23 protein-coding genes and 2 pseudogenes are annotated in these 24,690 nt (G+C 65.5%); 11 read left to right on the forward strand and 14 right to left on the reverse strand.

What is annotated here, in order from left to right; genetic code table 11:
• Positions 1-51 precede the first annotated feature (51 nt).
• From CR157_RS00845 to CR157_RS00855, 3 genes are all read right to left on the reverse strand, one after another.
• Positions 52-429: a group I truncated hemoglobin gene (locus tag CR157_RS00845; RefSeq protein ID WP_110281658.1), complete on the reverse strand. Its 378-nt coding sequence runs from the start codon at positions 427-429 to the stop codon at positions 52-54.
• Between the two features lie 129 nt (positions 430-558).
• Positions 559-1,134, reverse strand: coding sequence for a TetR/AcrR family transcriptional regulator (locus tag CR157_RS00850; RefSeq protein WP_110281659.1), 576 nt, complete (start codon positions 1,132-1,134; stop codon positions 559-561).
• 72 nt (positions 1,135-1,206) lie between these two features.
• A complete protein-coding gene (locus tag CR157_RS00855; protein ID WP_110281660.1) occupies positions 1,207-2,094 on the reverse strand; it encodes a helix-turn-helix transcriptional regulator in 888 nt (295 codons plus the stop codon).
• Between the two features lie 106 nt (positions 2,095-2,200).
• Here CR157_RS00855 and CR157_RS00860 point away from each other — a divergent pair, with 106 nt between their 5' ends.
• The 3 genes from CR157_RS00860 to CR157_RS00870 all read left to right on the forward strand — a co-directional run bounded on the left by CR157_RS00860 (position 2,201) and on the right by CR157_RS00870 (position 4,473).
• Complete coding sequence (locus CR157_RS00860) at positions 2,201-2,905, forward strand: ABC transporter permease (protein ID WP_110281661.1); 705 nt, start codon at positions 2,201-2,203, stop codon at positions 2,903-2,905.
• The gene (locus CR157_RS00865) at positions 2,902-3,630 is read left to right on the forward strand and encodes an ATP-binding cassette domain-containing protein (protein ID WP_110281662.1); all 729 of its coding nucleotides are present in this window, start codon (positions 2,902-2,904) and stop codon (positions 3,628-3,630) included. The genes CR157_RS00860 and CR157_RS00865 overlap by 4 nt, the downstream gene beginning before the upstream one ends.
• A 69-nt stretch (positions 3,631-3,699) precedes the next feature.
• Complete coding sequence (locus CR157_RS00870; protein WP_373681004.1) at positions 3,700-4,473, forward strand: substrate-binding domain-containing protein; 774 nt, start codon at positions 3,700-3,702, stop codon at positions 4,471-4,473.
• A gap of 250 nt (positions 4,474-4,723) precedes the next feature.
• Here the strand turns inward: CR157_RS00870 and CR157_RS00875 are convergent.
• The 6 genes and pseudogenes from CR157_RS00875 to CR157_RS00905 form a co-directional block, all read right to left on the reverse strand.
• Positions 4,724-5,836: pseudogene (locus CR157_RS00875) on the reverse strand (IS1380 family transposase); the annotation flags it as partial.
• A gap of 107 nt (positions 5,837-5,943) precedes the next feature.
• The gene (locus CR157_RS00885; RefSeq protein ID WP_110281666.1) at positions 5,944-6,201 is read right to left on the reverse strand and encodes a hypothetical protein; all 258 of its coding nucleotides are present in this window, start codon (positions 6,199-6,201) and stop codon (positions 5,944-5,946) included.
• Positions 6,202-6,450: 249 nt separating this feature from the next.
• Complete coding sequence (idi, locus tag CR157_RS00890) at positions 6,451-7,035, reverse strand: isopentenyl-diphosphate Delta-isomerase (RefSeq protein WP_219999863.1); 585 nt, start codon at positions 7,033-7,035, stop codon at positions 6,451-6,453.
• Between the two features lie 218 nt (positions 7,036-7,253).
• A pseudogene (locus CR157_RS00895) lies at positions 7,254-7,829 on the reverse strand (transposase); the annotation flags it as partial.
• 137 nt (positions 7,830-7,966) lie between these two features.
• On the reverse strand, positions 7,967-9,115 hold the full coding sequence (locus tag CR157_RS00900; RefSeq protein ID WP_110281667.1) for a phytoene/squalene synthase family protein: 1,149 nt from the start codon (positions 9,113-9,115) through the stop codon (positions 7,967-7,969).
• Positions 9,116-9,905: 790 nt separating this feature from the next.
• A complete protein-coding gene (locus CR157_RS00905) occupies positions 9,906-10,877 on the reverse strand; it encodes a LysR family transcriptional regulator (RefSeq protein ID WP_110281668.1) in 972 nt (323 codons plus the stop codon).
• 121 nt (positions 10,878-10,998) lie between these two features.
• On the opposite strand from CR157_RS00905, the gene CR157_RS00910 reads away from it, so the two are divergent.
• The 6 genes from CR157_RS00910 to CR157_RS00935 all read left to right on the forward strand — a co-directional run bounded on the left by CR157_RS00910 (position 10,999) and on the right by CR157_RS00935 (position 19,251).
• Complete coding sequence (locus CR157_RS00910; protein WP_110281669.1) at positions 10,999-11,940, forward strand: sodium-dependent bicarbonate transport family permease; 942 nt, start codon at positions 10,999-11,001, stop codon at positions 11,938-11,940.
• 239 nt (positions 11,941-12,179) lie between these two features.
• Entirely contained in the window at positions 12,180-13,349 is a 1,170-nt protein-coding gene (locus CR157_RS00915; protein ID WP_110281670.1) for an isovaleryl-CoA dehydrogenase, read from the forward strand.
• Positions 13,350-13,447: 98 nt separating this feature from the next.
• A complete protein-coding gene (locus tag CR157_RS00920) occupies positions 13,448-15,055 on the forward strand; it encodes a carboxyl transferase domain-containing protein (protein WP_110281671.1) in 1,608 nt (535 codons plus the stop codon).
• A 151-nt stretch (positions 15,056-15,206) separates the two neighbouring features.
• Positions 15,207-16,049: an enoyl-CoA hydratase-related protein gene (locus CR157_RS00925; protein ID WP_110281672.1), complete on the forward strand. Its 843-nt coding sequence runs from the start codon at positions 15,207-15,209 to the stop codon at positions 16,047-16,049.
• Positions 16,046-18,085, forward strand: a complete 2,040-nt coding sequence (locus CR157_RS00930) for an acetyl/propionyl/methylcrotonyl-CoA carboxylase subunit alpha (RefSeq protein ID WP_110281673.1) — start codon at positions 16,046-16,048, stop codon at positions 18,083-18,085. The genes CR157_RS00925 and CR157_RS00930 overlap by 4 nt, the downstream gene beginning before the upstream one ends.
• Before the next feature lie 266 nt (positions 18,086-18,351).
• Complete coding sequence (locus tag CR157_RS00935) at positions 18,352-19,251, forward strand: hydroxymethylglutaryl-CoA lyase (RefSeq protein ID WP_110281674.1); 900 nt, start codon at positions 18,352-18,354, stop codon at positions 19,249-19,251.
• A 73-nt stretch (positions 19,252-19,324) separates the two neighbouring features.
• On the opposite strand, the gene CR157_RS00940 is transcribed toward CR157_RS00935, so the two are convergent.
• Positions 19,325-21,526 (reverse strand): OsmC domain/YcaO domain-containing protein, encoded by a 2,202-nt coding sequence (locus CR157_RS00940; protein ID WP_110281675.1) that lies wholly within the window; start codon positions 21,524-21,526, stop codon positions 19,325-19,327.
• A 359-nt stretch (positions 21,527-21,885) separates the two neighbouring features.
• On the opposite strand from CR157_RS00940, the gene CR157_RS00945 reads away from it, so the two are divergent.
• Positions 21,886-22,479: a LysE family translocator gene (locus CR157_RS00945; protein WP_110281676.1), complete on the forward strand. Its 594-nt coding sequence runs from the start codon at positions 21,886-21,888 to the stop codon at positions 22,477-22,479.
• Here the strand turns inward: CR157_RS00945 and CR157_RS00950 are convergent.
• The 4 genes from CR157_RS00950 to CR157_RS00965 form a co-directional block, all read right to left on the reverse strand.
• Positions 22,465-23,298, reverse strand: coding sequence for an AraC family transcriptional regulator (locus CR157_RS00950; protein WP_110281677.1), 834 nt, complete (start codon positions 23,296-23,298; stop codon positions 22,465-22,467). The two genes, CR157_RS00945 and CR157_RS00950, sit on opposite strands and share 15 nt — an antisense overlap.
• 230 nt (positions 23,299-23,528) lie before the next feature.
• Complete coding sequence (locus CR157_RS00955; RefSeq protein WP_110281678.1) at positions 23,529-23,882, reverse strand: DUF1428 domain-containing protein; 354 nt, start codon at positions 23,880-23,882, stop codon at positions 23,529-23,531.
• Complete coding sequence (locus CR157_RS00960; RefSeq protein WP_110281679.1) at positions 23,879-24,253, reverse strand: YciI family protein; 375 nt, start codon at positions 24,251-24,253, stop codon at positions 23,879-23,881. Before CR157_RS00960 ends, CR157_RS00955 begins: the two co-directional genes overlap by 4 nt.
• A 97-nt stretch (positions 24,254-24,350) precedes the next feature.
• Complete coding sequence (locus CR157_RS00965) at positions 24,351-24,524, reverse strand: helix-turn-helix domain-containing protein (RefSeq protein ID WP_258364085.1); 174 nt, start codon at positions 24,522-24,524, stop codon at positions 24,351-24,353.
• Here CR157_RS00965 and CR157_RS00970 point away from each other — a divergent pair.
• Entirely contained in the window at positions 24,504-24,659 is a 156-nt protein-coding gene (locus CR157_RS00970) for a hypothetical protein (RefSeq protein ID WP_258364095.1), read from the forward strand. The two genes, CR157_RS00965 and CR157_RS00970, sit on opposite strands and share 21 nt — an antisense overlap.
• The last annotated feature ends 31 nt before the right edge of the window (positions 24,660-24,690 follow it).

Raw genomic sequence — 24,690 nt, forward strand, 5'->3', positions numbered from 1 at the left:
CCGCCCGGGGAGAGCCCCGGGCGGTCGAGAGGCCGGGCTGGCCAGGACGCCTCAGACGTGCATGATCTCCCCCTTCAGCGAGTAGGCGATGCCGAGCACCTCCTGACGCGTCTGGGGATCGATGCCATGGCGGTCGAGGACGCCCAGGATATCGTCGATGGCGGCCATGTACTCCGCCTCGTTGATATTCATGCCGCGATGCGCCTCGGGCATGCTGCGTCCCCGGTACTCCACGGGGCCGCCGCTCCCGGCGGCGAGGAAGTCTCGCAGGTGGTCCTTGACCACCTTCAGGTGATCGGGGTCCTCGCGATAGGGCAGGAAGCGCGCCCGGATCCGCGGGTTCTGCATATGGGACTCGACGATGTCGTCGACCAGCGAGGCGATGCCCCGCTCTCCGCCCAGGCGTTCGTAGAGGTTGGTACTTGTCATTTGACACCTCCCGAGTCGGCCGGATAGCCGACCCTCACCACTGGTGGTGGACGGCCTCAAGCCGTCCGGAACAGACCAGTCGGTACAAGCGTCGCCCGACGACTACCCGCTCGCGGCCCCCCGCAAGGCTCACTTCGTGGCGGCCGAGAAGTAGAAGTCGAGCATGGCCCCGAGTGGGCCTGGGTCGCGGCGCAACCGGCTACGCAAGGCCGCGCCCTCCCAGCAGTCCACCAGCAGGTCCGCCATCTGGCGAGGATCGCTGTCCGGCGGCAGGTCACCCTGCTGGCGTGCCTCCTCCAGGCAGTCGGCGACCCGCTCGGCGATACCGGCGAAGCAGGTCTCGATCTTGCGCCGGAACGTCTCGCTGATCCCCGACAGCTCCTGGCCGACCCCGCCGAGCAGGCAGCCCAGGTAGCCTTCCTGGCGGTACTTCTCCTGCGACAGCTCGAAGAACCTTCGCACCCGCTCCAGGGGCGGCAGACTGGCGTTGCCCAGGCTCAGGTCCAGCCCGAGGTGGACCTCCTCCATGTAGCGGTCGATGACCTGCAGGGCGAAGTCCTCCTTGCTGCGAAAGTGATGATAGAAGGACCCCTTCGGCGTCCCCGTCGCCTCCAGCAGCGCCTGAATTCCCAGGTCGTTGTAACCGTGCTCCAGCAGCATGGCGAGTCCCGCCTCGAGCAAGCGCTCCTTCGTCATATGCGTCATACACCATCCTTTCAGACCGACCGGTCTAATCTGCAGTATCGCCCACAGGCGCAAGGCGTCAAGTCGCCCACCTCAGGCGTTATAGACCACCTTCCCCTGCTCGCCGAGGTCATAGCCGCCGAGCGCCTCGGCCCGCTCGGTGAAGCGCGGCTCCCGGGCGAAGGCCAGCAGGCGCTGCACCGGCGACTCGAAATAGTCGCGCCGCCGCAGCAGGAGGTCGAAGGGCTCCCAATGCAGTGGCAGGAAGTCGACACCCTGGCGGCGCGCCGCCGCCTCGATCCCGAGCCCCACGTCCGCCTCTCCCTGGCGGATCGCCAGGGCCAGGTCGTCCTCGCTCAGCGCCAGATGGGGGGCGAAGGTCAGCGCCTCGAGGTCCAACCCCTGCCGGGTCAACAGGTGGCGCAGCAGCCGCTGCGCCCCGGCATCCGGCTGACGGCGCGCCACCACCAGCCCCGGCCGGTCGAGATCGGCCAGGCCGGTGAGCCCTCGGGGGTTGCCCGGCGCGAGCAGCAGCCCCTGGCAGCGCCGCACCCAACGCATCCCTACCAGGTCACGCATGCCGCCCAGGCCGAGACGCAGCGGGGCATTGTAGTCACCGCTCTCGGGGTCGATCAGGTGCACCGCGGCGAGCATCGCCTCGCCCTGTGCCAGGCGACGCACCCCATCGCCGCTGCCGTGACAGAGCAGCGCCAGGTCGCAGTCGCTCTCGCGCACCGCCCACTCCAGCAGCGGATCCTGGCTACCGGCCAGCACCGGCGGCGCCGGTCGTCGACTGGCCTGGTCTCCCTCCAGGTGGTGCATCAACCAGAGATCGAGGCTATGGCGCGGGAAGAGCAGCTTGCCGGTGACCCGGGTGCAGGGAATCACCCCCTGGGCGACCAGATCGTAGACCTTGCGCTCCTTGAGCCGCAGGTAGTCGGCTGCCTCGGCGGTCGTGAGGTAGGTGTAGGGCGTCGCCATCGGATCGTCTCTCGTCGTTTCACTGCATCATCCTGCATGAATTTCAGCATAGGATGCACCGGCGTCTTGTAATGCAGATGATGCAAGGAAGTCACGAGGGAGTACCATGCCGACCGCCGACAACGCCTTCGCCACCGCCCTGCGCCTGGTGCTGAACCTCGACCCGGCGCTGCGGGAGATCGTCGCCCTGTCGCTGCAGATCTCGCTGTCGGCGGTGGCCCTCGCCGCGCTCGTCGCCCTGCCACTGGGCGCGGCCCTGGCGCTGTGGCGTTTCCCCGGTCGCGGTGCCGTGATCGTGGTACTCAATGCCCTGATGGGACTGCCGCCGGTGGTGGCGGGGCTCACGGTCTACCTGCTGCTCTCTCGCGCCGGCCCGCTGGGGCAGTTCGGCCTGCTCTTCACGCCCAGCGCCATGGTGGTCGCCCAGGTCCTGCTGATCCTGCCGATCATCGCCGCCCTGACCCGCCAGCAGGTGGAGGAGCTGCACGCCGAGTACCGCGAGCAGCTGCAGTCGCTCGGGCTGTCACGGCTGCGCCGGATCCCCACCCTGCTGTGGGATGCCCGCTTCGGCCTGATGACGGTGATACTGGCCGGCTTCGGTCGCGCCAGTGCCGAGGTGGGCGCGGTGATGATCGTGGGCGGCAACATCGACGGCGTCACCCGGGTAATGACCACGGCGATCGTGCTGGAAACCAGCAAGGGCAACCTGCCGCTGGCCCTGGGGCTCGGCCTGGTGCTGCTCGCTCTGGTCACCCTGATCAACGGCGCCGCCTATGTGGTGGGCGAGACGGCCAGGAGGCGACTGGGATGACCCACGTGGCCCACCAGTTGCCCGAGGTGGCGATTCCCGCCCTGCGCTTCGAGGGTGCGAGCATGGTCCACCGCGGCCAGACGCTGCTCCAGCCGCTGACCCTCACCCTCGACGGCTGCCGGCGCACCCTGGTGATGGGGCCCAACGGGGCCGGCAAGAGCCTGCTGATGCGCCTGGCCCACGGCCTGCTGCTCCCCAGCACCGGACGGGTGTACTGGGGGGGCAAGCCACCGCGCCAGGCGATGGTCTTCCAGCGCCCGGTGCTGCTCAAGCGTTCCGCCCTGGACAACCTCACCTACGCCCTGGCCGTCAGTGGCACACCTTGGCGGGCACGCAAGCCGCTGGCCCGCGAGGCACTGGTGCGTTTCGGCCTGGGGCTCCTGGAAAGACGCCCGGCGCGGGTCCTCTCCGGCGGCGAGCAGCAACGCCTGGCCCTGGCCCGCGCCTGGCTGCTCGCACCGGAGGTGCTGTTCCTCGACGAACCCACCGCCGCCCTGGACCCGGCCTCGATGCGCGCCGTGGAAGCGGCAGTCCTCGACTTCCATGCCCGGGGCACGCGCATCCTGATGACCACCCACGACCTGAACCAGGCGAAACGGCTGGCGGACGACGTCGTGCTGCTCCACGAGGGGCGCCTGATCGAACACAGCGACGCCGAGCGCTTCTTCACCACACCGGCCTCACCGACCACCCGCGCCTTCATCGACGGCGACCTGGTCTGGTAGCTCGGATGACAACCACAGAAGGAAGACAAGATGCCGAAAGCCGGACTCATCCTCGCCGCACTCGGCCTGATGGGGCTGTCGCTTAACGCCACCGCCCAGAGCGTCGGCCATATCACCCTGGCCTCCACCACCTCCACCGAGAACTCGGGGCTCTTCGATGCCATCATCCCTGCGTTCACCGAGGCCACCGGCATCGAGGTAAGGGTCGTGGCGGTCGGCACCGGCCAGGCCTTCGAGATCGCCCGCCGCGGCGACGCCGATGCCCTGCTGGTGCACGACACCCGGGGCGAGGAGCAATTCGTCGCCGACGGCTGGGCCAGCGAGCGCGCCGACGTGATGGTCAACGACTTCGTTGTCGTCGGCCCGGACGACGACCCGGCCGGCATCCGCGAAGCCGCCGATGTGACCGAAGCCTTCGCCCGTATCGCCGAGGCCCAGGCATCTTTCGCCTCGCGGGGGGACGACAGTGGCACCCACCGCGCCGAGTTGCGTCTGTGGGAGTCGGCCGGTGTCGAGCCCGATGGCGCCTGGTACCGCGAGCTGGGCAGCGGCATGGGCCCGACGCTGAACACCGCCGCCGCCATGGACGCCTACGTGATGGCCGACCGTGCCACCTGGGTCGCCTTCGACAATCGCCAGAACCTGGCGCTGCTGTTCGAGGGCGACGAGGCACTGTTCAACCAGTACGGCAGCCTGCTGCTCGACCCTGGGCGCCACCCGCACCTCAAGCACGACCTCGCCGAACGGTGGCACCGCTGGCTGCTCTCCGAGGAGGGCCAGCGGGCCATCGCCGGCTTCGAGGTGAAGGGTCAGCAGCTCTTCTTCCCCAACGCCTCGCGGTAATTCTGCTCACAAACTACGTATTTTTACCTTTTTTCCTTGTGACCCACATGGACGTGGGAAATGCGAAGGCCCGTAAGCGTCCATTCAATGTATGGCCTCGATCAAGATAACCTGAATCCGTGAGCCCGAAGCCGAGATCTTCCCTGGCTCTTCCGCTGAGCAATTTTTGATCACCGGCAGCCAGGCACCACCCTGCCCGCCGGCCATTGTGGCAGCGTCAGTTCCCTGAGGATCCGACAGTATCGACCGATCAGCATGGCGAGGCGCGGAGATATCGCAATCGGCGACGTAGGATGGACAGCACCGTCATGCGCCCGACGCCCTGGCCGATATTGGGAATGATCTGCCGGGCCTTGCGAATCACCAGGGCGGCGCGATGCACGAGCTCTTGCAGCACCGTGCGCAGCCGGCGACGTTTCGCCGGATGACGCACCGGACTGAGCTCGCCGGTCATGCCGAGCTGCCCCATCAGTCTCAGGATGTTGTAAGCCAACTGAGCCAGGTGCAGGATCAGGTCATTGGTGGCGAACTTGCCCGAGGGCAGGCGTTCCAGGTCGAGATCCGTCTTGATCTCGCTGTGGAACTGTTCGTGCGTGGCATGCGCCTGGTAGCGCTGGATCACGGCCTGCGGAGTGTCGTCCAGGCTGGTCCACCAGCCCTCCAGCTCATAATCGGGTTCCAGCAGAAACAGGCCATGCGGCTGGGTGGTGCGTTCCACCAGCCGCATGACGCGCTTGGCTTCATGCTCGACGTTCCCGTGGCGGAGGGAGACCGTCTGCGTCCACAGGGCTTGGCGTTTGCCGGGGCGCAGGTCTTCCTTGGCCGCGCGGCGGGGGTTCCACTTCACGATATAGTCCAGGACGCGCCCGTCATCGGCGAAGACCTGACGCTGCTGCTCCAGAAGAGCCAGGTGAGCCTGGCTATCAAAGCCGCTATCTTCGCGCACCAGCAGCGGTGCCTGGGTCAGAGGGTAAGCACGCGGCAGCACGCGTCGAGGAAGGCGTTGCTCTCCTTCATGGTGTGCCGCTTACCAGGACGCAGCTCCAGGCCCAGGCACCAGCCCTCGTTGCCCAGGTACGCGGTGATGGGCGCCTCCACCAGCGACAGCAGGGTCGTTGACCACTCCGCCGTGCGGGCCTGGAGGTCGTTGGCGGCCAGCTTTTCCAGCCGTTGACGCAGTGTGGCGGTGCTGGGGATCTTCTGCAGATTGAGCAGTTGCTGAAACGGCCTGTCCCGGCGGAAGTTCTCGATGGCATCGCAGTCACTCATGCCGAGACACAGCAGCCCCAGATAGGCCTTGACGATGTCGCTGGCACGGCCCCCCTTGGGAGGTCGGGAAGCGGCCGTCGAGCCGTCGCATCCCGTCCCACATGCCACTGAACTGGCATTTGCCGACGGCTCCACCATGCACAAAGTATTCCATGACCGGCATGTGGGAGCCATCGAGGACGAAGCACTCTTCCGCCTCGATTAAGCGGTATAGGGTCGCCCTCGCCATCGGGCACAGGTGCCCCGCAGGTACTGCCAGGCCGAAAGCCAGGTCATCCCCAGGTAGAGTGTCGCGGCCACAAGCAGCGTCAGGGCCCAGGCCACCGTGAGGCCGTAATAGCGCAGCAGCGGCACATAAGTGCCGACCAGCCAGACCAGATCATCCGTCCACCTGAGCGGTCCCAGCGTATCCGCCTCCCAGCGCATGCCGACCAGTACCCCCAGTCTTCGGTTGTTCATGGCGTCTCGCGACTCTACTGTTGAGAAAACGAAAGGCTGTTGTCAGGTATGGTTTCGCTGTAATACGGCTTCTATCAGCCAGGCGATGAGACTATCCGAGCGGTCAATATCACTATCAGTCCTTAACCTCCTGCACCGGGATTTTTTCTCTTTCTGGTTCTTTTTATCATAAGTTACTGGCATTTCCGGTGCCATCTCGCCATCCATAGTAAGCATCCCCCGGCAAAGCCGGGGGATTACCTTATTTATTCAGTTGATATATCTCTTTAACTCACTTTCAAACTCGCCTCTCATCCTCTTCCACTCCATCTTGAACCAGGGTGTAAATTGCTTCTCACCTTCACTCAACTCGGTGTCGAGTCGTGTCGGACTCACCCAGCACCAGTCGGCAACTTCCCGCCGATTGGGTCGCGGCTCCTCATCACTGAATCCCAGGTATACCCAGCAGAGCTCGTGTTCGCTGCCACGGGACCCGAACCGCTCTTGATACTGAAATTTATAGAGATAATCGAGCGTTGCTTCAATGCCGATCTCTTGCCATAGGCGACGATGCACCGCCTCATTCATGTCCTCGCCCCGCCGCGGATGGCTGCAACAACTATTGGACCAGTACAATGGCCACAATCGTTTACCGCTAGCGCGCTGCTGCAGGAGTAGCTCACCGGCACGATTGAACACGAACAATGAGAAAGCACGGTGCAAGACGCCATTGCCTTCATGACACTGGGCTTTGCTTAAACACCCAATCTCACAATCCTCATTGTCGACGAGGATAAGCTCCTCGCTATCAAAGGAGACAATTTCGTCGCGCACTGTGTTGTCTTGTTCAGCCAATGGTCACCTCCATGGCCTTGTAGCCGGCTTCATTCAGAGAGTTGACGACGCGTTCGGGTTACTGCGGACACAGGGCGACAATGGAACCGCCGCCGCCACTACCCGTTAGCCCGCCTCATTCATCACGGCGGCCATCGGTGGGGATTTTGGGCCTCCGCAGCGTTACTGAGCGACGGGTGGTGCTATCTCAGCACTGGGCAGCGTCGCACATAGGCATGCCCGTTGTAAGCCGAGCTGCCCTGATGGCCAAACACCTCGATGGGCAGACCATCGATGTCCAGGGTCACCTGACGTGGCCGATGTACCGGGGTCAGGGAGCGCCAACGCCAGAAGGCCAGGCGCAGGAGGCCTTCGTGGACAACATCGATATTGTCATCGGATCCCAAGCACTTGAGCAGCCGGGACAGCGTTGCCTGAGAGTGGCGCGCCTCGCCCAGTGGCGTCAGACCGCGCGCATCGCTGCTGGCCAATTGCCACAGCGGATCCTGACGCAGCGTGCCGGTATCGTTCAGGTCGTACCACCCCATGGCGCGCTGCAGGACGACGGCACGCAGCTGGCTGGCCAGCGAATGGCGGACCCGCAGCGGGTCACGCGGATCGACCAGATAAGCGTCCAGCGCCTCGATGACACCGCTGCGATCGAGGGCCTCACGGAGCAGCAAGGCGCCGCCGTCACTGGTGGTGGTGTCACCGCTCAGCTGGACGTTGACGGAGCCGTTGCAGGCGGGCGACCAGGACGTTAGTGTTTCACCCATGGCGAGTGGTTCTCTTGAATCGTGTTCGGCTAGGAACATCTTGATTCTACAAGAGAAACCGCTCGCTATCTTCTTTTTCAGGCCTACTTGGTGAATATCCCGGGGTCATGCGTACCACGTCATCCATATTTGGGATTTCCTCCGCAACGACGTTGGCCATGCCCAAGACAATCTGCCTACTTATCGACATCACGCAGCAGTTGGCTGCCACTTGCAACTCGAGAGCCACCGTCTAACGTCGACTTGGTCACCCAGGCGCTAAGTTGCGGATCCAGTCTCGGGAGTTGCGTGAATGGTAGCCCCGTGGTCACACCGGAGAACAACAGCTTGAGCATCCAGTCGTGACGTGCCGTCAGGCTGGTACCAATGATGGTGGCTCTGACAATGCGACGAGAAACCTTGACCTGCCGGCCACTGCTATAAGCCGGATGAGCGCCTATCCGCCAAAGTGTGAGTACGGCAAGGCCGATGGCCCATAGGCAGAAGCGTCGGATACCCACCTCTTGTGGCGGAATGGCGAGGGTATAGAGAAAGGCATTGCGCAAATGGGCGTGTGCAATGCCGATCATGTAGCGCAGTGCTGCTGCGAACGCCTTGTCACTTCGGCCCGGAGCCATGCCAGTCAACTCCACACCAAACTCCCGAAACTCTTCATACGGAAGCCAGCAGACACCATGCTGCCTATCATCCCATAGGTCCTTTAAAATATTGGTGAGTTGCAGACCTTCGCCGAACGAGGGAGCAAGAGCCAGCATCTCCGTCCTTCTCTCGTTCACCTGACTGGAATATTGGCAGAAAAGATCGGTAAGCATTTCGCCAACGACACCAGCGACATGATAACAATAGCAGTCAACCTCATTCAGATCTTTCAGGCCTTTCAAGCTGGCATTGTCTTGGTAGCGCCCCATGCCCCGGCACATGATATTCACACACTTGACCAGCACCTCCTGTTGAGGTTTCGCAAGACTATGGGTGTAGCTCACGATCAACGAGGTGTTGGCCATCAACTCTCGTTCGTCTGGCAGAGTGGCATCGGAGAGCCGTGGAGTGACTCCTTCAGCGAAGTCCTGTGCTTTTTCTTCGCCTTTCAGCACCGCCAGGAACCATTCATGCAAGACGGCCTTCTGCGCGGCTGAAATCGCAGGCTCATCCTCTATGGTGTCTGCAATCCGACAAAGCAGATAGGCATTAGTCACGACCGAACGAAGAGCCGTCGGGAGTTGGGGTATGGTGAGAGCAAAGGTGCGAGACACACCGGATAGGATGTTTTGTTGGTAGGCTTCTGCCTCTACAATCCTGAGTCTTGTCGAAGGATTATGATTCATGGCATTCACCATTTATATACTGAGCATCGACCTAATCCGGCCCCTTGCTCACTAGGTACAGGAGTACCGGCCGACTGCTATCTTGGCATGATCGTGAAGGCTGTTTCGTCCAGGGAGAAAAACATCTCAGCACGCTACCGCCCCCCGGCCACATCCAGGCGCACGCCTGACCCAAGATGCCACCTTGTCGCGCCCTTCCAAACGGAACACGACACTCTCCTCGATGACGGCTGACACCAAAATCTCGACAATCGGAACCCCGCATCCCTGCTGTTCTGCATTGCTGTATTCTTATGTAGTCTTCCCTGACGGTAAAAGCTTACAGCCCGATTGCGATCATCGACGCATCCGATGCGAATCGTATTTAACTATATTATAATATAAAGTTTTATGGTGCAAAATACGACAGCTTTATAGCAAGGGGGCATGACGATGATCAGCACCGAAGTGTGACTGGTGTCACTGAACCGTATATCATCCATCAAGTTCGTATAGCTCGGCCTTGAGCTCGTCAACTGAGCGAAGCCACCCGAGTGTCGACACAAGAAGGCAGGCGTCGGGAAATGACAATCTAGGTCATGCTCGTGTCGTCTGGGGAGTGCGGCCACCTGCCTCCGGGACTTACCCTGGCCCCGTGGCCGATGAGTCACCCTCCCGCCCTGCCTGAAGATGTGATGCCCGACAAACCTTCCTCACTTATCGCGACTGTAGACGAGTAGTGAAGACCCTCACCATGCCATCTTCCCCCGCTCTGGTGCTCCGTGTGGGTCGGGAGTCGGATATCGAGAGATCACGACTGGTGCCAGGGCTGCTTTTCCAGCCCAGACAACAGTCTCCCCAGCTCGTTGCACAGCAAGCGCGGCTCCACGCACTCGTCGAGATGCGCCTCGGCGAAGCGCAAAAAGCCGAGTGCGGCATGGGGCAGGCGCCGATCGCGGCGAACGATGAACTGCCAATGACTCTCGATGGGTAGTCCGACCACCGGCAGGATCACCAGGTCGGGGTGCTCCGGCGGCAGCACGTGCTCGGAGAGCACGGCGAGCCCCATTCCCGAGGCCACGCCCACGCGGATCGCCTCGTTGCTGGCCATTTGCAGGGTCGGCCCCAGGGAGAGCCCCTGCTCCTGCAGCCAGCGCTCGAACAGCATGCGGGTGGCCGACCCCGGCTCGCGCAGCAGGAAGCGCTCCTCGAGCAGTTCGCCCATCGCCACCTGCTCGGAGCCCTCCAGGGCATGGCCGCGCGGGGCGACCGCCACCAGCGGGTTGTGCAGGAAGCGCCCGGCCAGGGCATGAGCCAGCGACGGCGGATGGCTGAACACGTAGAGGTCGTCGTCCTGGCGCTCGAAGCGGGTGAGCATCTGCCGGCGGTTGCCGATATGCACCGTCACGTCCACTTCCGGATGCACCCGGCTGTAGGGCCCCAGCAGCCGGGGCAGCACGTACTGGGCGGTGTTGACCAGGGCAATGGAGAAGCGCCCCCGCTCACCGCCACGCAGGGCCACGAGATAGTCGTCGAAATCGTCGAAGCGCCCCAGCACCTCGCGACTGGCCCGATAGAGCTCGCTGCCCACCTCGGTCGACACCAGGCGGCCCTGGCGGCTCTCGAATAGCGGTTCACCCACCGCTTCGCCCAGCCGCTTGAGCTGCTGGGAGACGGTGGGCTGGGTCAGGTGGAGCTGGCGGGCCGCCTCGCTGATGGAGCCTGCGCGCACCACCGCCACATAGACCTGCAGTAGACGAAACGTCAGGTGACGGATATTCATGGGTCACTGTCGTTCATAGATGATTATCTATGATGCATTGCCAAAGACTTAATTGGTATCAATAGCAGCGAGTTCACATAATGCGCGGCGATTCCCTTCCCCCACTGCGCGAGATCCGCTGATGCCCGATATCGTGGTGATGTTCTTCCTGCTCGGCCTGCTGGCCGGGCTGGTGAAGTCCGACCTGACCATCCCCCGCGCCGCCTACGATACCCTGAGCCTGCTGCTGATGCTGACCATCGGCCTCAAGGGCGGCATGGCGCTCTACGGCAACCTCGACTGGTCGCTGGTGCCGGAGCTGGCCACGGTAGCAGCGCTGGGCGCGCTGATTCCGCTGGCGCTGATGCCGGTGCTGCGTCGCCTGGTGCGCCTCTCCGCCGCCGACAGCGCCAGCCTGGCCGCCCACTACGGCTCGGTGAGCGCCGGCACCTTCGCCGTGGCCCTCGCCTTCGCCGAGGGCCGCGGCCTGCCCATCGGCGCCGAGGTGACCCTCTACCTGGTGATGATGGAATTGCCGGCGATCATGGTGGCCATCGCCCTCTACCGCCGCTACCGGGGCGCCGAGGCCGCGGCCGCCATGCAGGGCCTGTGGCACGAGACCCTGACCAACCGCGGCGTCATCCTGCTGGCCGGCGGCGTGGTGATCGGCGCCATGTACGGCCCGGCCCAGGGCGCCAACGTCACTGACCTGCTCACCGGCGCCTTCCATGCGGTGCTGGCCATCTTCCTGCTGGAGATGGGCCTGACCGCCGCCGAGACCCTGCGCCCCCTGCCCTGGCGCCACTGGCGGCTGCTGACCTTCGCCCTGATTGCCCCGCCGCTGCTGGCCCTGTCCGGCCTTGGCGTGGGCCTGGCGCTGGGCCTGCCCAGCGGGTCGCTGCTGATCCTCACGGCGCTCGCCGCCAGCGCCTCCTATATCGCCGCGCCCGCCGCCATGCGCACCGCCGTTCCCGAGGCCAATATCGGCCTGGCGATGCTCGCCGCCCTGGGCCTGACCTTCCCGCTGAACGTCATCTTGGGCATTCCGCTTTATCACCCGTTGATCGCCGTGCTCACCGGCTGAACGCCGAGGCAGGCCACCGCACGGTGGCCTGCCTCACCCCTCACTCCACTCCCCCCTCACTGATCACACCCTCTTCGACATTCGTCTTAGCCACCACAACCTTCACTTTACGTTAACGTCAACCTGACCTAGGCTTGGAGCATCGCCTTACAGAGTTGCGAGCGGGGGCCTGCGTGCTTGCGCGACGGCAGCCGCTCTACCTGACAACGACCGCTGACTCGACATCACGGAGTGCCGCCATGCTCACGCCCTACAAGCCCCTCGACTTCGGCCTCGACGAGACCCTGGACATGCTGCGCGACCAGGTCAATGCCTTCGCCCGCGACGAGATCGCCCCGCGTGCCGCCGAGATCGACGAGAAGAACGAGTTCCCCAACGACCTGTGGCAGAAGTTCGGCGACATGGGCCTGCTCGGCATCACCGTGCCGGACGAGGACGGCGGCAGCGGCATGGGCTACCTGGCGCACTGCATCGCCATGGAGGAGATCTCGCGGGCAAGCGCCTCGGTGGGCCTCTCCTATGGCGCCCACTCCAACCTGTGCGTCAACCAGCTCAAGATCAACGCTTCGGCCTCCCAGAAGGCCCGGTACCTGCCCAAGCTGATCAGTGGCGAACATGTCGGCGCGCTGGCCATGTCCGAGCCGGGCGCCGGTTCCGACGTGGTCTCCATGAAGCTGCGCGCGCGTCGCGAGGGCGATCACTACGTGCTCAACGGCAACAAGATGTGGATCACCAACGGCCCCGACGCCGACGTCCTGGTGGTCTACGCCAAGACCGACCCCGAGGCCGGCTCCAAGGGCATCACCGCCTTCATCATCGAGAAGGACTTCACGGGCTTCTCCACCGCCCAGAAGCTCGACAAGCTCGGCATGCGCGGCTCCAACACTTGCGAGCTGGTGTTCCAGGACTGCGAGGTGCCAGTCGAGAACGTTCTCGGTGAGATCAACAAGGGCGCCAAGGTGCTGATGAGCGGCCTGGACTACGAGCGCACCGTGCTCGCCGCCGGCCCCATCGGCATCATGCAGGCGGCCATGGACGTGGTGGTGCCCTACGTCCACGAGCGTAAGCAGTTCGACCAGCCCATCGGCGAGTTCCAGCTGGTGCAGGGCAAGATCGCCGACATGTACACCAACCTGAACGCCTGCCGCGCCTACCTCTATGCCGTGGCCGCCGGCTGCGACCGTGGCCAGACGTCCAGGAAGGACGCCGCCGGCGTGATCCTCTACTGCGCCGAGAAAGCCACCCAGGTGGCGCTCGACGCCATCCAGCTGCTCGGCGGCAACGGCTACATCAACGAGTACCCGACCGGTCGCCTGCTGCGAGACGCCAAGCTCTACGAGATCGGCGCCGGCACCAGCGAGATCAGGCGGATGCTGATCGGCCGCGAGATCTTCAACGAATCCGTTTAACCCAAGCCGTAAGCTATAAGCTGTAAGCTGTAAGCAACTGCTTCACGGGGTTTTCTTACAGCTTCAGGCTTACAGCTTAAAGCTCCCCGGAGGGGTACATGGCAATCCTGCAAACGCAGATCAATCCGCGCAGCGAGGGCTTCCAGACCAACGAGGCGTCGATGCGCCACGAGGTGATGAAGCTGCGCGAGCTGACCGCCGCGATCAGCCAGGGCGGCGGCGAGAAGGCCCGCGCCCGCCACGAGTCCCGCGGCAAGCTGTTCGTGCGCGACCGCATCGACCACCTGCTCGACGAGGGCTCGCCCTTCCTCGAGTTCTCGGCGCTGGCCGCCCATGAGGTCTACGACGACCCGGTGCCCGCCGCCAGCATCGTCACCGGCATTGGCCGCGTCTCGGGCGTCGAGTGCGTGATCGTCGCCAACGACGCCACCGTCAAGGGCGGTACCTACTTCCCGCTCACCGTGAAGAAACACCTGCGCGCCCAGGAGATCGCCCGCAAGCACCGCCTGCCGTGCCTCTATCTGGTCGACTCCGGCGGCGCCCACCTGCCGAGCCAGGACGAGGTCTTCCCCGACCGCGACCACTTCGGGCGCATCTTCTACAACCAGGCCACCCTCTCCGCCGAGGGCATCCCGCAGATCGCCGTGGTCATGGGCTCCTGCACCGCCGGCGGCGCCTATGTGCCGGCCATGGCCGACGAGTCGATCATCGTCAAGCAGCAGGGCACCATCTTCCTCGGCGGCCCGCCGCTGGTGAAGGCCGCCACCGGCGAGAGCATCAGTGCCGAGGACCTGGGCGGCGCCGACGTCCACGCCAGGGTCAGCGGCGTGGCCGACCACTACGCCGAGAACGACGCCCACGCCCTGCAGCTGGCGCGCGGCTGCGTGTCGCGGCTCAACTGGCAGCAGCGCGGCCAGCTCAAGATGCAGGAGTCGAAGCCACCGCGCCTGGATCCGGCCGAGCTCTACGGCATCGTCGGCACCGACCTCAAGAAGCCCTATGACGTGCGCGAGGTGATCGGGCGCATCGTCGACGACTCCGACTTCGACGAGTTCAAGCGCTACTACGGCGACACCCTGGTCACCGGCTTCGCGCATCTCCACGGCTATCCGGTGGGCATCGTCGCCAACAACGGCGTGCTGTTCTCCGAGTCCGCCGTGAAGGGCGCGCACTTCATCGAGCTGTGTGCCCAGCGCAAGATCCCGCTGGTGTTCCTGCAGAACATCACCGGCTTCATGGTCGGCTCGAAGTACGAGCACGAGGGCATCGCCAAGCACGGCGCCAAGCTGGTCACCGCCGTGGCCTGCGCCAGGGTGCCCAAGTTCACCGTGCTGATCGGCGGCAGCTTCGGCGCCGGCAACTACGGCATGTGCGGCCGCGCCTATGACCCCAACCTGCTGTTCATGTGGCCCAACGCCCGCATCTCGGTGATGGGCGGCGAACAGGCCGCCGGCGTCTTGGCCCAGGTCAAGCGCGAGCAGTTCGAGCGCGAGGGCCGCGAGTGGTCGAAGGAGGACGAGGAAGCCTTCAAGGCGCCGACACGCGAGCAGTACGAGCACCAGGGCCACCCCCACTACGCCAGCGCCAGGCTGTGGGATGACGGCGTCATCGACCCGATGCAGACCCGCGATGTCCTGGGCCTGTCGCTGGCCGCGGCCATGAACGCCGAGATCGCGGAAACGAAATTTGGCGTCTTCCGTATGTAGGCGCTTCGCGCCAGTCACGAGCACCGGGCTACGCGCCACGACCGCTCGAAGCTCGAAGCTCGAAGCTCGAAGCTCGAAGCTCGAAGCTCGAAGCTCGAAGCTCGAAGCTCGAAGCTCGAAGCTCGAAGCTCGAAGCCAGCAGGATACCGATATGACGACAGAGACTTACTCAAGCCTGGAGATCGACCCCCGCGGCGTCGCCTGGCTGACGCTGAACCGCCCCGAGGTCCACAACGCCTTCGACGATAGCCTGATCGCCGAGCTCAACGCCCACCTCGAGCGGCTCCACGAGGCCGCCGGCCGCGGCGAGGTGCGCCTGGTGGTGCTGGGTTCCGAAGGCAAGAGCTTCTCGGCCGGGGCGGATCTCGGCTGGATGAAGCGCATGGTCGAGTACGACTTCGACGGCAACCTGGCCGACTCGCGCAAGTTATCCAAGCTGATGCACGGCCTGGACACCCTGCCCTGCCCGACCCTGTGCCGGGTGCAGGGGGCCGCCTTCGGTGGCGCCGTGGGCCTGGCCGCCTGCTGCGACATCGTCATCGCCTCCGAGAAGGCCAGATTCTGCCTCTCGGAGGTGAAGATCGGCCTGTCACCCGCGGTGATCAGCCCCTATGTGCAGCGCGCCCTCGGGCCGCGCCAGATGCGTCGCTTCGCCCTCTCCGCCGAAGTGCTCGACGCCACGACCGGCCTCGGGCTGGGCCTGGTCCACCAGGTGGTCGACCACGGCGACCTGGACGACGAGGTCGAGACCATGATCGAGACGCTGCTGGCCGGCTCGCCCCAGGCCCAGCGCGCCACCAAGGCGCTGCTCGCCGAAGTGGCCCGTGAGCCCGACGCCGATGCCACCCGCGAGCGCACCTGCTGGGTGATCTCTGAGCTGCGCGTCAGCGCCGAGGGCCAGGAGGGCCTGGCCAGCTTCTTCGAGAAGCGCCACCCCGCCTGGGCCTCTGATAAGAACGCCCCCGACAAGCCTGCCTCGGAGCCCAACTCATGACCAAGTTCGACACCCTGCTGGTCGCCAACCGTGGCGAGATCGCCTGCCGGGTGATGCGCACGGCGCGCGCCATGGGCCTGCGCACCGTGGCCGTCTACTCCGACGCCGATGCCAACGCCCGCCACGTGCGCGAGGCCGACGAAGCCGTGCATCTGGGGCCAGCCGCGGCGCGCGAGAGCTACCTCAACGTCGAGGCGGTGGTGGAAGCCGCCCGGCGCACCGGCGCCGGCGCCATCCACCCCGGCTACGGCTTCCTCTCCGAGAACGGCGCCTTCGTCGAGGCACTCGATGCCGCCGGCATCACCTTCGTCGGCCCACCCGCCTCGGCCATCGCCGCCATGGGCGACAAATCCGCCGCCAAGGCGCGCATGCACCATGCCGGCGTGCCCCTGGTGCCCGGCTACCACGGCGACGACCAGGACGATGCCCTGCTGCGCGCCGAGGCCGACAAGATCGGCTACCCGGTGCTGCTCAAGGCCAGTGCCGGCGGCGGCGGCAAGGGCATGCGGGTGGTGGAATCCGGTGACGGCTTCCAGGCCGCCCTGGACGGCTGCCGCCGCGAGTCCCAGGCCGCCTTCGGCGATGCGCGCATGCTGATCGAGAAGTACCTGACCCAGCCGCGTCACGTCGAGGTCCAGGTGTTCTGCGATTCCCACGGTAACGGCGTCTACCTGTTCGAACGCGACTGCAGCGTGCAGCGCCGCCACCAGAAGGTGCTCGAGGAGGCCCCCGCCCCGGGCATGACCGCCGAGCTGCGCCGCGAGATGGGCGAGGCCGCGGTACGTGCCGCCCAGGAGATCGGCTATGTGGGCGCCGGTACGGTGGAATTTCTCCTGGATGCCGATGGCTCCTTCTACTTCATGGAGATGAACACCCGCCTGCAGGTGGAGCACCCGGTCACCGAGATGATCACCGGCCAGGACCTGGTCGAGTGGCAGCTGCGCGTGGCCATGGGCGAGGCCTTACCCAGCTCCCAGGACGAGCTGACCATCACCGGCCATAGCTTCGAGGCGCGGCTCTATGCCGAGGACCCCGAGCAGGACTTCCTGCCCGCCACCGGCACCCTGACCCGCTTCGCCATGGACCTGGAGGGCGCCGGCCTGGACCCGGAGCGCGTGCGCCTCGACAGCGGCGTGGCGACCGGCGACGCGGTCTCGATGCACTACGACCCGATGCTGGCCAAGCTGATCGTCTTTGGGGACGATCGCGACCAGGCGCTGGCCACCCTGGCCCGCGCGCTGGCGGCCCTGGACGTGCAGGGAGTGGTCACCAACCGCACCTTCCTGCAGCGGCTGGCCACGCATCCCGGCTTCAAGAACGCCGAACTGGATACGCGCTTTATCGAGCGCAACGAGGCCACCCTGTTCGCCCCACGCCAGTACAGCATCGAGGAGTACGCCGGCGCCGCCCTGGTAGGCCTCAACCAGCTGGCCCGCGAGTGCGAGAGCGACTCCCCCTGGGACCGCCACGACGGCTTTCGCCTCAACGCCCCGCACACCATCCGCATCGCCCTGTGTCCCACTACCCAAAACCAGGCCCACGCCCAGTCCCCCGACGCTGAGGGGGTGGTAGTGGTCGAGGGAAGGCGCGAGCACGGCACCGAGACCACCTGGCAGCTGACCATCGGCGGCGAGACCCTCACCGCCAGCCTGGAGCCACTGGCCGGCGACGCCGTGGCGGTCACGCTCGACGGCCACCGCCGCCGCCTGCAGGCGCGTCGCGACGGCCATGTGGTGGTGATGGTCGACCCGCGCGGCGAGACCCGGCTGTTCTGGCGCCGTATCGATGCCATCGACCACGGCCACCACGAGGTCGAATCGACCCTCACCGCGCCCATGCACGGCACCGTGGTGGCACTGCTGGTGGAGCCCGGGGCCAGCGTCGAGAAGGGCATGCCGCTGATGGTCATGGAAGCCATGAAGATGGAGCACACCATGGCCGCCCCCGCCAACGGCCATGTGGCAAGCTTCCACTTCCAGGCCGGCGATACCGTGGGCCAGGGCGATGTGTTGCTGGAGTTCGCCGCGGACGAGTGATGTTGCGCCCGCCGCGGCGGTAGCCTTTGGGCGGTGGTGGATTGCCAGCGCGGGGAGGCCCTATGGGGTCAGACCCCGGCCGAGTTGCGGGCCTTTCATGGTGCACTCGGCGAGCGGATTCGATACCGCCGGGGTCTGACCCCATAGGGGCGGCTTCGGCGATTTTCTCGGCGAACGTGGCACCATCGTCGAGGCATTCGAAATCGCTCAGGTCGGCTCCGGCGGGCTACCGGTCCGGTAAGCCCTGAAGAGATTGGAGATGAACGATGACATTCCCTAAATCCGTTCGCCTGGTCGAGGTCGGCCCCCGCGACGGGTTACAGAACGAGCCCGAGCCGATCGCCACCGCCACCAAGCTCGAGCTGATCGACCGCCTGGCCGCGGCCGGCGTGCGCTACATCGAGGCGACAAGCTTCGTTTCGCCCAGGTGGGTGCCGCAAATGGCCGACCATTGCGACGTAATGCAGAACATCTCCCGCCGCGACGGCGTCACCTACGCGGCCCTGGCCCCCAACCTCAGGGGGCTGAAAGCGGCACTGGTGTGCGGTGTCGAGGAGATCGCGTTGTTCGCCGCCGCCTCCGAGACCTTCTCGCAGAAGAACATCAACTGCTCGGTGGCCGAGTCGCTCGAGCGCTTCACCCCGGTGCTGAAACGCGCGCAGTCGGCGGGCGTGCGGGTGCGTGGTTATGTCTCCTGCGTGCTCGGCTGCCCCTACGAGGGCGAGATCGCCCCCGCCAAGGTCGCTGAAGTGAGCAAGGCGCTCCATGACATGGGCTGCTACGAGGTCTCGCTGGGCGACACCATCGGCACCGGCACCCCGCTCAAGGCCAAGCGCATGCTCGAGGCCGTGGCCCGCGAGATCCCCATGGACAAGCTCGCCGCCCACTTTCACGACACCTATGGCCAGGCACTCGCCAACCTCTACGCCGTGCTGGAGGAAGGCATCGCGGTGGTCGACAGCTCCGTGGCCGGCCTCGGCGGCTGCCCCTATGCCAAAGGAGCCTCCGGCAACGTCGCCAGCGAAGACGTGGTGTATATGCTCAACGGCCTCGGCATCGAGACCGGCATCGACCTCGAGGCGCTGGCCGAGACCGGCACCTGGATCACCCAGACGATCAAGCGGCCCAACCGCTCCAAGGTGGGCGTGGCACTCGCCGCCAGGTAATCGCGCCCCGGAACGCAAAGCCCCCGAGCCAGTCGCCTGGCTCGGGGGCTTTGTCATCACGGGCGAATGAAGGCTACGCCGTCGAGGCCGTCATCCCGGCCCTGGCGGCCCGCGCCGCGTGCAGCTTCTTGTAGCTCTCGATCAGGCGCTGGTGCTTCTCCAGGCCTTCCAGCCGCATGCTGGTCGGGGTCAGGCCGTGGAAGCGCACCTCGCCGGTCACCGAGCCCACCACCGCCTCCATGGCCTCATCGCCAAACATGCGCCTGAGGTTGCAGAGGTAGTCGCCCAGCGCCAGCTCGTCGTCCAGGGTGATCTCCAGCACCGCCCTCATCGCCTGGTAGAACAGGCCGCGCTCGACGGTGTTGTCGTTGTACTGCAGGAACATCTCGACCCGCTCCAGCGCCTCTTCGTGCTGCTGCAGCGCCAGGTTGATCAGCAGCTTCAGCTCGAGAGTGGTGAGCTGGCCCCAGACGGTGTTCTCGTCGAACTCGATGCCGATCAGGGTGATGATGTCCATATGGTCGTCGAGCTGGCTCTCATCGAGGCGCTCCAGCAGGTCGGCCAGTTGGTCATCGCTCAAGGCGTGGAGGTTGAGGATGTCTTCCCGGTAGTCCAGCGCCATGTTGGTGTTGTCCCAGATCAGGTCCTCCACCGGATAGACCTCGGAGTAGCCTGGCACCAGGATACGGCACACCGGCGCGCCCAGGTCATCAAAGACGGTCACATACGCCTCCTTGCCCAGCTCCTCGAGGATGCCGAACAGGCAAGCGGCCTCCTCCTCGTTGGTTCCCGAGAAATCCCACTCGACGAACTCGACCTCCGCCTTGGCACTGAAGAAGCGCCAGGAGATCAGCCCTGATGAGTCGATGAAGTGCTCGACGAAGTTGTTGGGCTCGGAGACGGCGTGGGAGTTGAAGGTGGGCGCCATGAAGTCGTTCAGGCCCTCGAAGCTACGGCCCTGCAGCAGCTCGGTCAGGCTGCGCTCGAGGGCCACCTCGAAGCTCGGGTGCGCCCCGAAGGAGGCGAAGACGCCGCCGGTTTTCGGGTTCATCAGGGTGACGCACATGACCGGGAACTGACCGCCCAGGGAGGCGTCCTTGACCAGCACCGGGAAGCCCTGGGCCTCCAGCGCCTTGATGCCTTCGAGAACATCGGGGTACTTCTCCAGCACCTCCAGGGGCACATCCGGCAGCGCGATCTCCTCCTCGATGATCTGCTTCTTCACCGCCCGCTCGAAGATCTCCGACAGGCACTGCACCTGGGCCTCATGCAAAGTGTTGCCGGCACTCATGCCATTGCTGAGGTAGAGGTTCTCGATCAGGTTGGAGGGGAAGTACACCGTCTCGCCGTCGGACTGGCGCACGAAGGGCAGGGAGACGATGCCGCGCGCCACCTTGCCGGAGTTGGTGTCGATGAGGTGCGAGCCGCACAGCTCGCCATCCGGATCGTAGATCGCCCGGCAGTGGTCATCGAGGATCCCCGCAGGCAGCGCGTCGTTCGGCCCCGGCTGGAACCACTCCTCGTCCGGGTAGTGAACGAAGGCGCTGCCCGCGATCTCCTCGCCGAAGAACTGGTCGTTGTAGAAGAAGTTGCAGCTCAGGCGCTCGATGAACTCGCCCAGTGCCGAGCACAGCGCGCTCTCCTTGGTGGCCCCCTTGCCATTGGTGAAGCACATCGGCGAGGCGGCATCGCGAATGTGCAGCGACCACACATGCGGCACGATATTGCGCCAGGAGGCGATCTCGATCTTCATGCCGAGCTCCGACAGGATGCCCGTCATGTTGGCGATGGTCTGCTCCAGCGGCAGGTCCTTGCCCTCGATCCAGGTGCTGGCCTCCCCCTCCGGCTTGGCCATCAGCAGGGCCTGGGCATCCTCGTCGATGTTCTCCACGGTCTCGATCTGGAACTCGGGACCGGTCTGCACCACCTTCTTGACCGTGCAGCGCTCGATGGAGCGCAGGATGCCCTCACGATCCTTGTCGGAGAGGTCCTCCGGCAACTCGACCTGGATCCTGAAGACCTGGTTGTAGCGGTTCTCCGGATCGACGATGTTGTTCTGCGACAGGCGGATGTTCTCGGTGGGGATGCCCCGCGCGTTGCAGTAGACCCGCACGAAGTAGGCCGCACAGAGCGCCGAGGAGGCCAGGAAGTAGTCGAAGGGGCTGGGCGCGGAGCCGTCGCCCTTGTAGCGGATGGGCTGATCGGTGACGACGGTGAAATCGTCAAACTTGGCCTCCAGCCGGAGGTTTTCGAGAAAATTGACTTTGATTTCCATGGGGAACGGCACCGAACGGTTGAGCGTGGGCGGCAGAGCGATGGAGGAAAACCCGCCATTATCCCGTTTTTGCCGCCGTCCGTCTCGGCCCTTGACAAAAAACTACCGACCGGCGGTCCTGACAAGGCCGGCTCTCGCGGCAACGAGCCGCGAAGGGCCTACTCATCCACGTAGGGAATGCCCTCGGCCTCGAGAAACTCCGTCGCCGGGGAACGATGCGCATCGTGATGGGGCCGCAGACACGCACGCGCTCACCGCAGCGCGAACCGCTACCGGCTGGGCGGGGCACCGCAATTTCGTTCAATACCACCAGCGACCGCCATCGCAGACTTAGGCCATTGCCACCCAGGAGGATGACGATGAGCCTTGCCATGATTCTGCCGATGTCGGCCTTTGCCCTGGCGGCCTCGATTTCGCCGGGTCCCGTGAACCTGGTGTGCCTGAGCAGCGGCACCCGCTATCCCCTGCCCAGGGGGCTGGTCTTCGTCACCGGCGCCACCCTGGGGTTCATCGCCCTGTTCATTGCCGTGGGGCTGGGCCTCTATTCGCTGCTGGCGGTGGTGCCGGGGCTGAACGACGCCCTGCGCTGGGCCGGGGTCGCCTTCCTGCTCTACCTGAGCGTGCGGCTGGCCCGGGATGACGGCCGGCTGCCGGCGGGCGACAGCCAGCGGGCGCCGGGCTTCCTGACCGGTGCGCTGATGCAGTGGCTCAACCCGAAGGCGTGGCTGGCCTCGGCCTCGGGCATCGGGGCCTACACCAGCGGCCACGACCTGCAGCAGGTGCTGCTGTTCGCCGCCCTCTACCTGCCCATCTGCTGGCTGTCGTTGGGCTGCTGGGTCTACGCCGGGGCCTTCCTGCGCCGCCATGTCCACCGCCCCGCGGTCCTGGTCAGCGTCAACCGGGTCCTGGCCGCCCTGCTCGCCGCCAGCTGTGTCTACCTACTGATCGAGTAGCGACCGGCGGTACTGGTGGGGCGTGGCGGCCACCAGTCGCTTGAAGGTGCGCTGGAAGTGCGGCTGGTCGCTGAAGCCGGCATTCAGCGCCACCTCGGCGATGGGCGTGCCATCTTTCAGCTCACGCTGCCCCAACTGGATGCGGCGGTTGATCAGGTAGGCATGGGGCGTGAGGCCGAAGTGCTGCTTGAAGGCGCGGATGAGGTGGCCAGGGCTGTAGCCGGTGCGCTGGCACAGGGCGTCCAGCGACACCTCCTCCACCGCGTGCTCGTCCAGGTAGGCGGCCAGCTCCCGCAGGGTGGCCGGCGGCATCGGCCGCGGATGGGTCGGCTGGCCGGCCAGGTGGTGCATCAGGGCCGAAAGGTACTCGACCACCTCGCTCTGCTTGTCCAGCAGGTCGCGCTGCGGGTCCAGCAGGCAGGCGGCCATCCGGCAATAACCCTGGTACCAGGCGGGTTCGGCGATCACCGCGGTGGGAATGTCCTGCCAGCGCGGCGCCTCGAGCAGGCCGGCGGCGTGGCGCAGGTGCGTCAGCCAGTCGGCATCCACATACAGCATCAGGTAGGCCCAGGGCCGGTCGTCGATGGGGTTGCAGGCGTGTACCCAGTCCGGGTTCATCAGCACCAGGCTCCCGGCCCGGAGCCGGTACTCGTCATCGCGATAGCGAAAGGTGCTCTCCCCCGCAGTGATGGCGCCCAGCGACCACTGGGTATGGCTGTGCGGCGCATAGCAGACCTTGCGGCCGTCATCGACCTTGCGCAGCTCCACATGGGGCATGCGCGGGTCACGCCAGAACAGGGGCTTGCTGGGGTTGGTCATGGCCGTGGTGCTCCGGTGCAAGGGGTCACCCCATGGGCGGGTCCTCGACGCTGAGCCGATGGATGCGGTAGGCGTCGCTGCTGGCCATGGCCTGCCCCTCGGGTTCGCCGCTTGGCTGCTCGACAAGTATAGCCGCGGGGCGTCAGGTGGCCCTCCCCCGGCCAGTGCCGCTCGGCCAGGCACTTTTCCGAAGACCCGCAGCGCCCGCCAGGTTTTCGCTGACAGCGAGGCTACTCGTCGACGATCACTTCGAAGCCGCCGTAGACCAGCCGCTGGCCGTCGAAGGGCATGGGGTTCACGTCGGGCTGCAGGCGGGGGTCCTCCATGACCTTGGCCATGGCCCGGTCGCGCACCTCACGGGAGGGCCAGACCAGCCAGGAGAAGACCACGGTTTCGTCCGGCTGGCACTTCACCGCCATGGGGAAGGAGGTGACCTGGCCCTCCGGCACGTCATCCCCCCAGCACTCCACCACCTTCAGGGCACCGTGCTCCTTGAACACCACCGCGGCGTCGCGGGCATGCTGGATGAACTTCTCCCGGTTGGCGGTGGGAACGGCGGCAACGAATCCATCAACATAAGTCATGACTGTACTCCTTCATCTTTGGGCGGCAGTTCCCGCACCGGGCGCACCTCGATGGTGCCGAAGCGGGCGGGGGGAATCCGGCTGGCCAGCTGCAGGGCCTCGTCCAGGTCCCGGGCGTCGAGCAGGTAGAAGCCGGCCAACTGCTCCTTGGTCTCGGCGAAGGGGCCGTCGGAGACCAGCACCTCGCCGTTGCGCACCTGCACGCTGGTGGCGGTGCCCACCGGCTGCAGGGCCTCGCCGCCCAGGTAGTGGCCCTTGTCCGTCAGGCGCTCCACGCCGGCCAGGCACTCCTGGTTGAGGTCGTGCCACTCCTGCTCGGTCATGGCGTCGATGATGCTCTGTTGGTAATAGACCAGTGCGGCGTATTTCATCCGGCTCGCTCCTCCTTGTGTGTCGGGGTGTCCTCTGCTGGGTCGAACGGTGGGCAGAGGAATCGACACCGGGGTCGGGACTTTTCGCTCGGCCCCGTCACTGCAGGCGCAATCGCATGGCGCGAAAGCGCCGGCGGTACTGGCTCGGCGTCAGGCCCACCCGGCGCCCGAACAGGCGGCGGAAGAAGCTCGGGTCGGCATGGCCCACCTGCTCGGCCACCTCGTCGATGGGCGCGTCGCAAGAGGCCCAGTGACGGTCTCGCTGGCCCAGGGCGGCGAGGGGCTGGGTACCATGTGGGGCCGCGAGCGCGCCCTGGCCTACCTCGAGGAAGCCGGCTTCCGCAACATCCGGGTCCACCAGCTCGAGCACGACATCATGAACGACTACTTCGTCTACCGGCCCTGAGTACGACGAAGGCCCCGTGCCGCCGCACGGG

The sequence above is a fragment of the Halomonas sp. LBP4 genome (genome assembly GCF_003202205.1).
GTDB lineage: Bacteria > Pseudomonadota > Gammaproteobacteria > Pseudomonadales > Halomonadaceae > Halomonas > Halomonas flagellata.

Bases quoted from the DNA above. Each gene is read 5' to 3' on its own strand.
- CR157_RS00940 (WP_110281675.1), bottom strand. From the start codon at position 21,526: ATGGAAATCAAAGTCAATTTTCTCGAAAACCTCCGGCTGGAGGCCAAG.
- CR157_RS00915 (WP_110281670.1), top strand. From the start codon at position 12,180: ATGCTCACGCCCTACAAGCCCCTCGACTTCGGCCTCGACGAGACCCTG.
- CR157_RS00845 (WP_110281658.1), bottom strand. From the start codon at position 429: ATGACAAGTACCAACCTCTACGAACGCCTGGGCGGAGAGCGGGGCATC.
- CR157_RS00855 (WP_110281660.1), bottom strand. From the start codon at position 2,094: ATGGCGACGCCCTACACCTACCTCACGACCGCCGAGGCAGCCGACTAC.
- CR157_RS00920 (WP_110281671.1), top strand. From the start codon at position 13,448: ATGGCAATCCTGCAAACGCAGATCAATCCGCGCAGCGAGGGCTTCCAG.
- CR157_RS00960 (WP_110281679.1), bottom strand. From the start codon at position 24,253: ATGAAATACGCCGCACTGGTCTATTACCAACAGAGCATCATCGACGCC.
- CR157_RS00935 (WP_110281674.1), top strand. From the start codon at position 18,352: ATGACATTCCCTAAATCCGTTCGCCTGGTCGAGGTCGGCCCCCGCGAC.
- CR157_RS00945 (WP_110281676.1), top strand. From the start codon at position 21,886: ATGAGCCTTGCCATGATTCTGCCGATGTCGGCCTTTGCCCTGGCGGCC.
- CR157_RS00860 (WP_110281661.1), top strand. From the start codon at position 2,201: ATGCCGACCGCCGACAACGCCTTCGCCACCGCCCTGCGCCTGGTGCTG.
- CR157_RS00925 (WP_110281672.1), top strand. From the start codon at position 15,207: ATGACGACAGAGACTTACTCAAGCCTGGAGATCGACCCCCGCGGCGTC.
- CR157_RS00910 (WP_110281669.1), top strand. From the start codon at position 10,999: ATGCCCGATATCGTGGTGATGTTCTTCCTGCTCGGCCTGCTGGCCGGG.
- CR157_RS00930 (WP_110281673.1), top strand. From the start codon at position 16,046: ATGACCAAGTTCGACACCCTGCTGGTCGCCAACCGTGGCGAGATCGCC.
- CR157_RS00950 (WP_110281677.1), bottom strand. From the start codon at position 23,298: ATGACCAACCCCAGCAAGCCCCTGTTCTGGCGTGACCCGCGCATGCCC.
- CR157_RS00885 (WP_110281666.1), bottom strand. From the start codon at position 6,201: ATGAACAACCGAAGACTGGGGGTACTGGTCGGCATGCGCTGGGAGGCG.
- CR157_RS00905 (WP_110281668.1), bottom strand. From the start codon at position 10,877: ATGAATATCCGTCACCTGACGTTTCGTCTACTGCAGGTCTATGTGGCG.
- CR157_RS00900 (WP_110281667.1), bottom strand. From the start codon at position 9,115: ATGAATCATAATCCTTCGACAAGACTCAGGATTGTAGAGGCAGAAGCC.
- CR157_RS00865 (WP_110281662.1), top strand. From the start codon at position 2,902: ATGACCCACGTGGCCCACCAGTTGCCCGAGGTGGCGATTCCCGCCCTG.
- CR157_RS00850 (WP_110281659.1), bottom strand. From the start codon at position 1,134: ATGACGCATATGACGAAGGAGCGCTTGCTCGAGGCGGGACTCGCCATG.
- CR157_RS00870 (WP_373681004.1), top strand. From the start codon at position 3,700: ATGGGGCTGTCGCTTAACGCCACCGCCCAGAGCGTCGGCCATATCACC.
- CR157_RS00955 (WP_110281678.1), bottom strand. From the start codon at position 23,882: ATGACTTATGTTGATGGATTCGTTGCCGCCGTTCCCACCGCCAACCGG.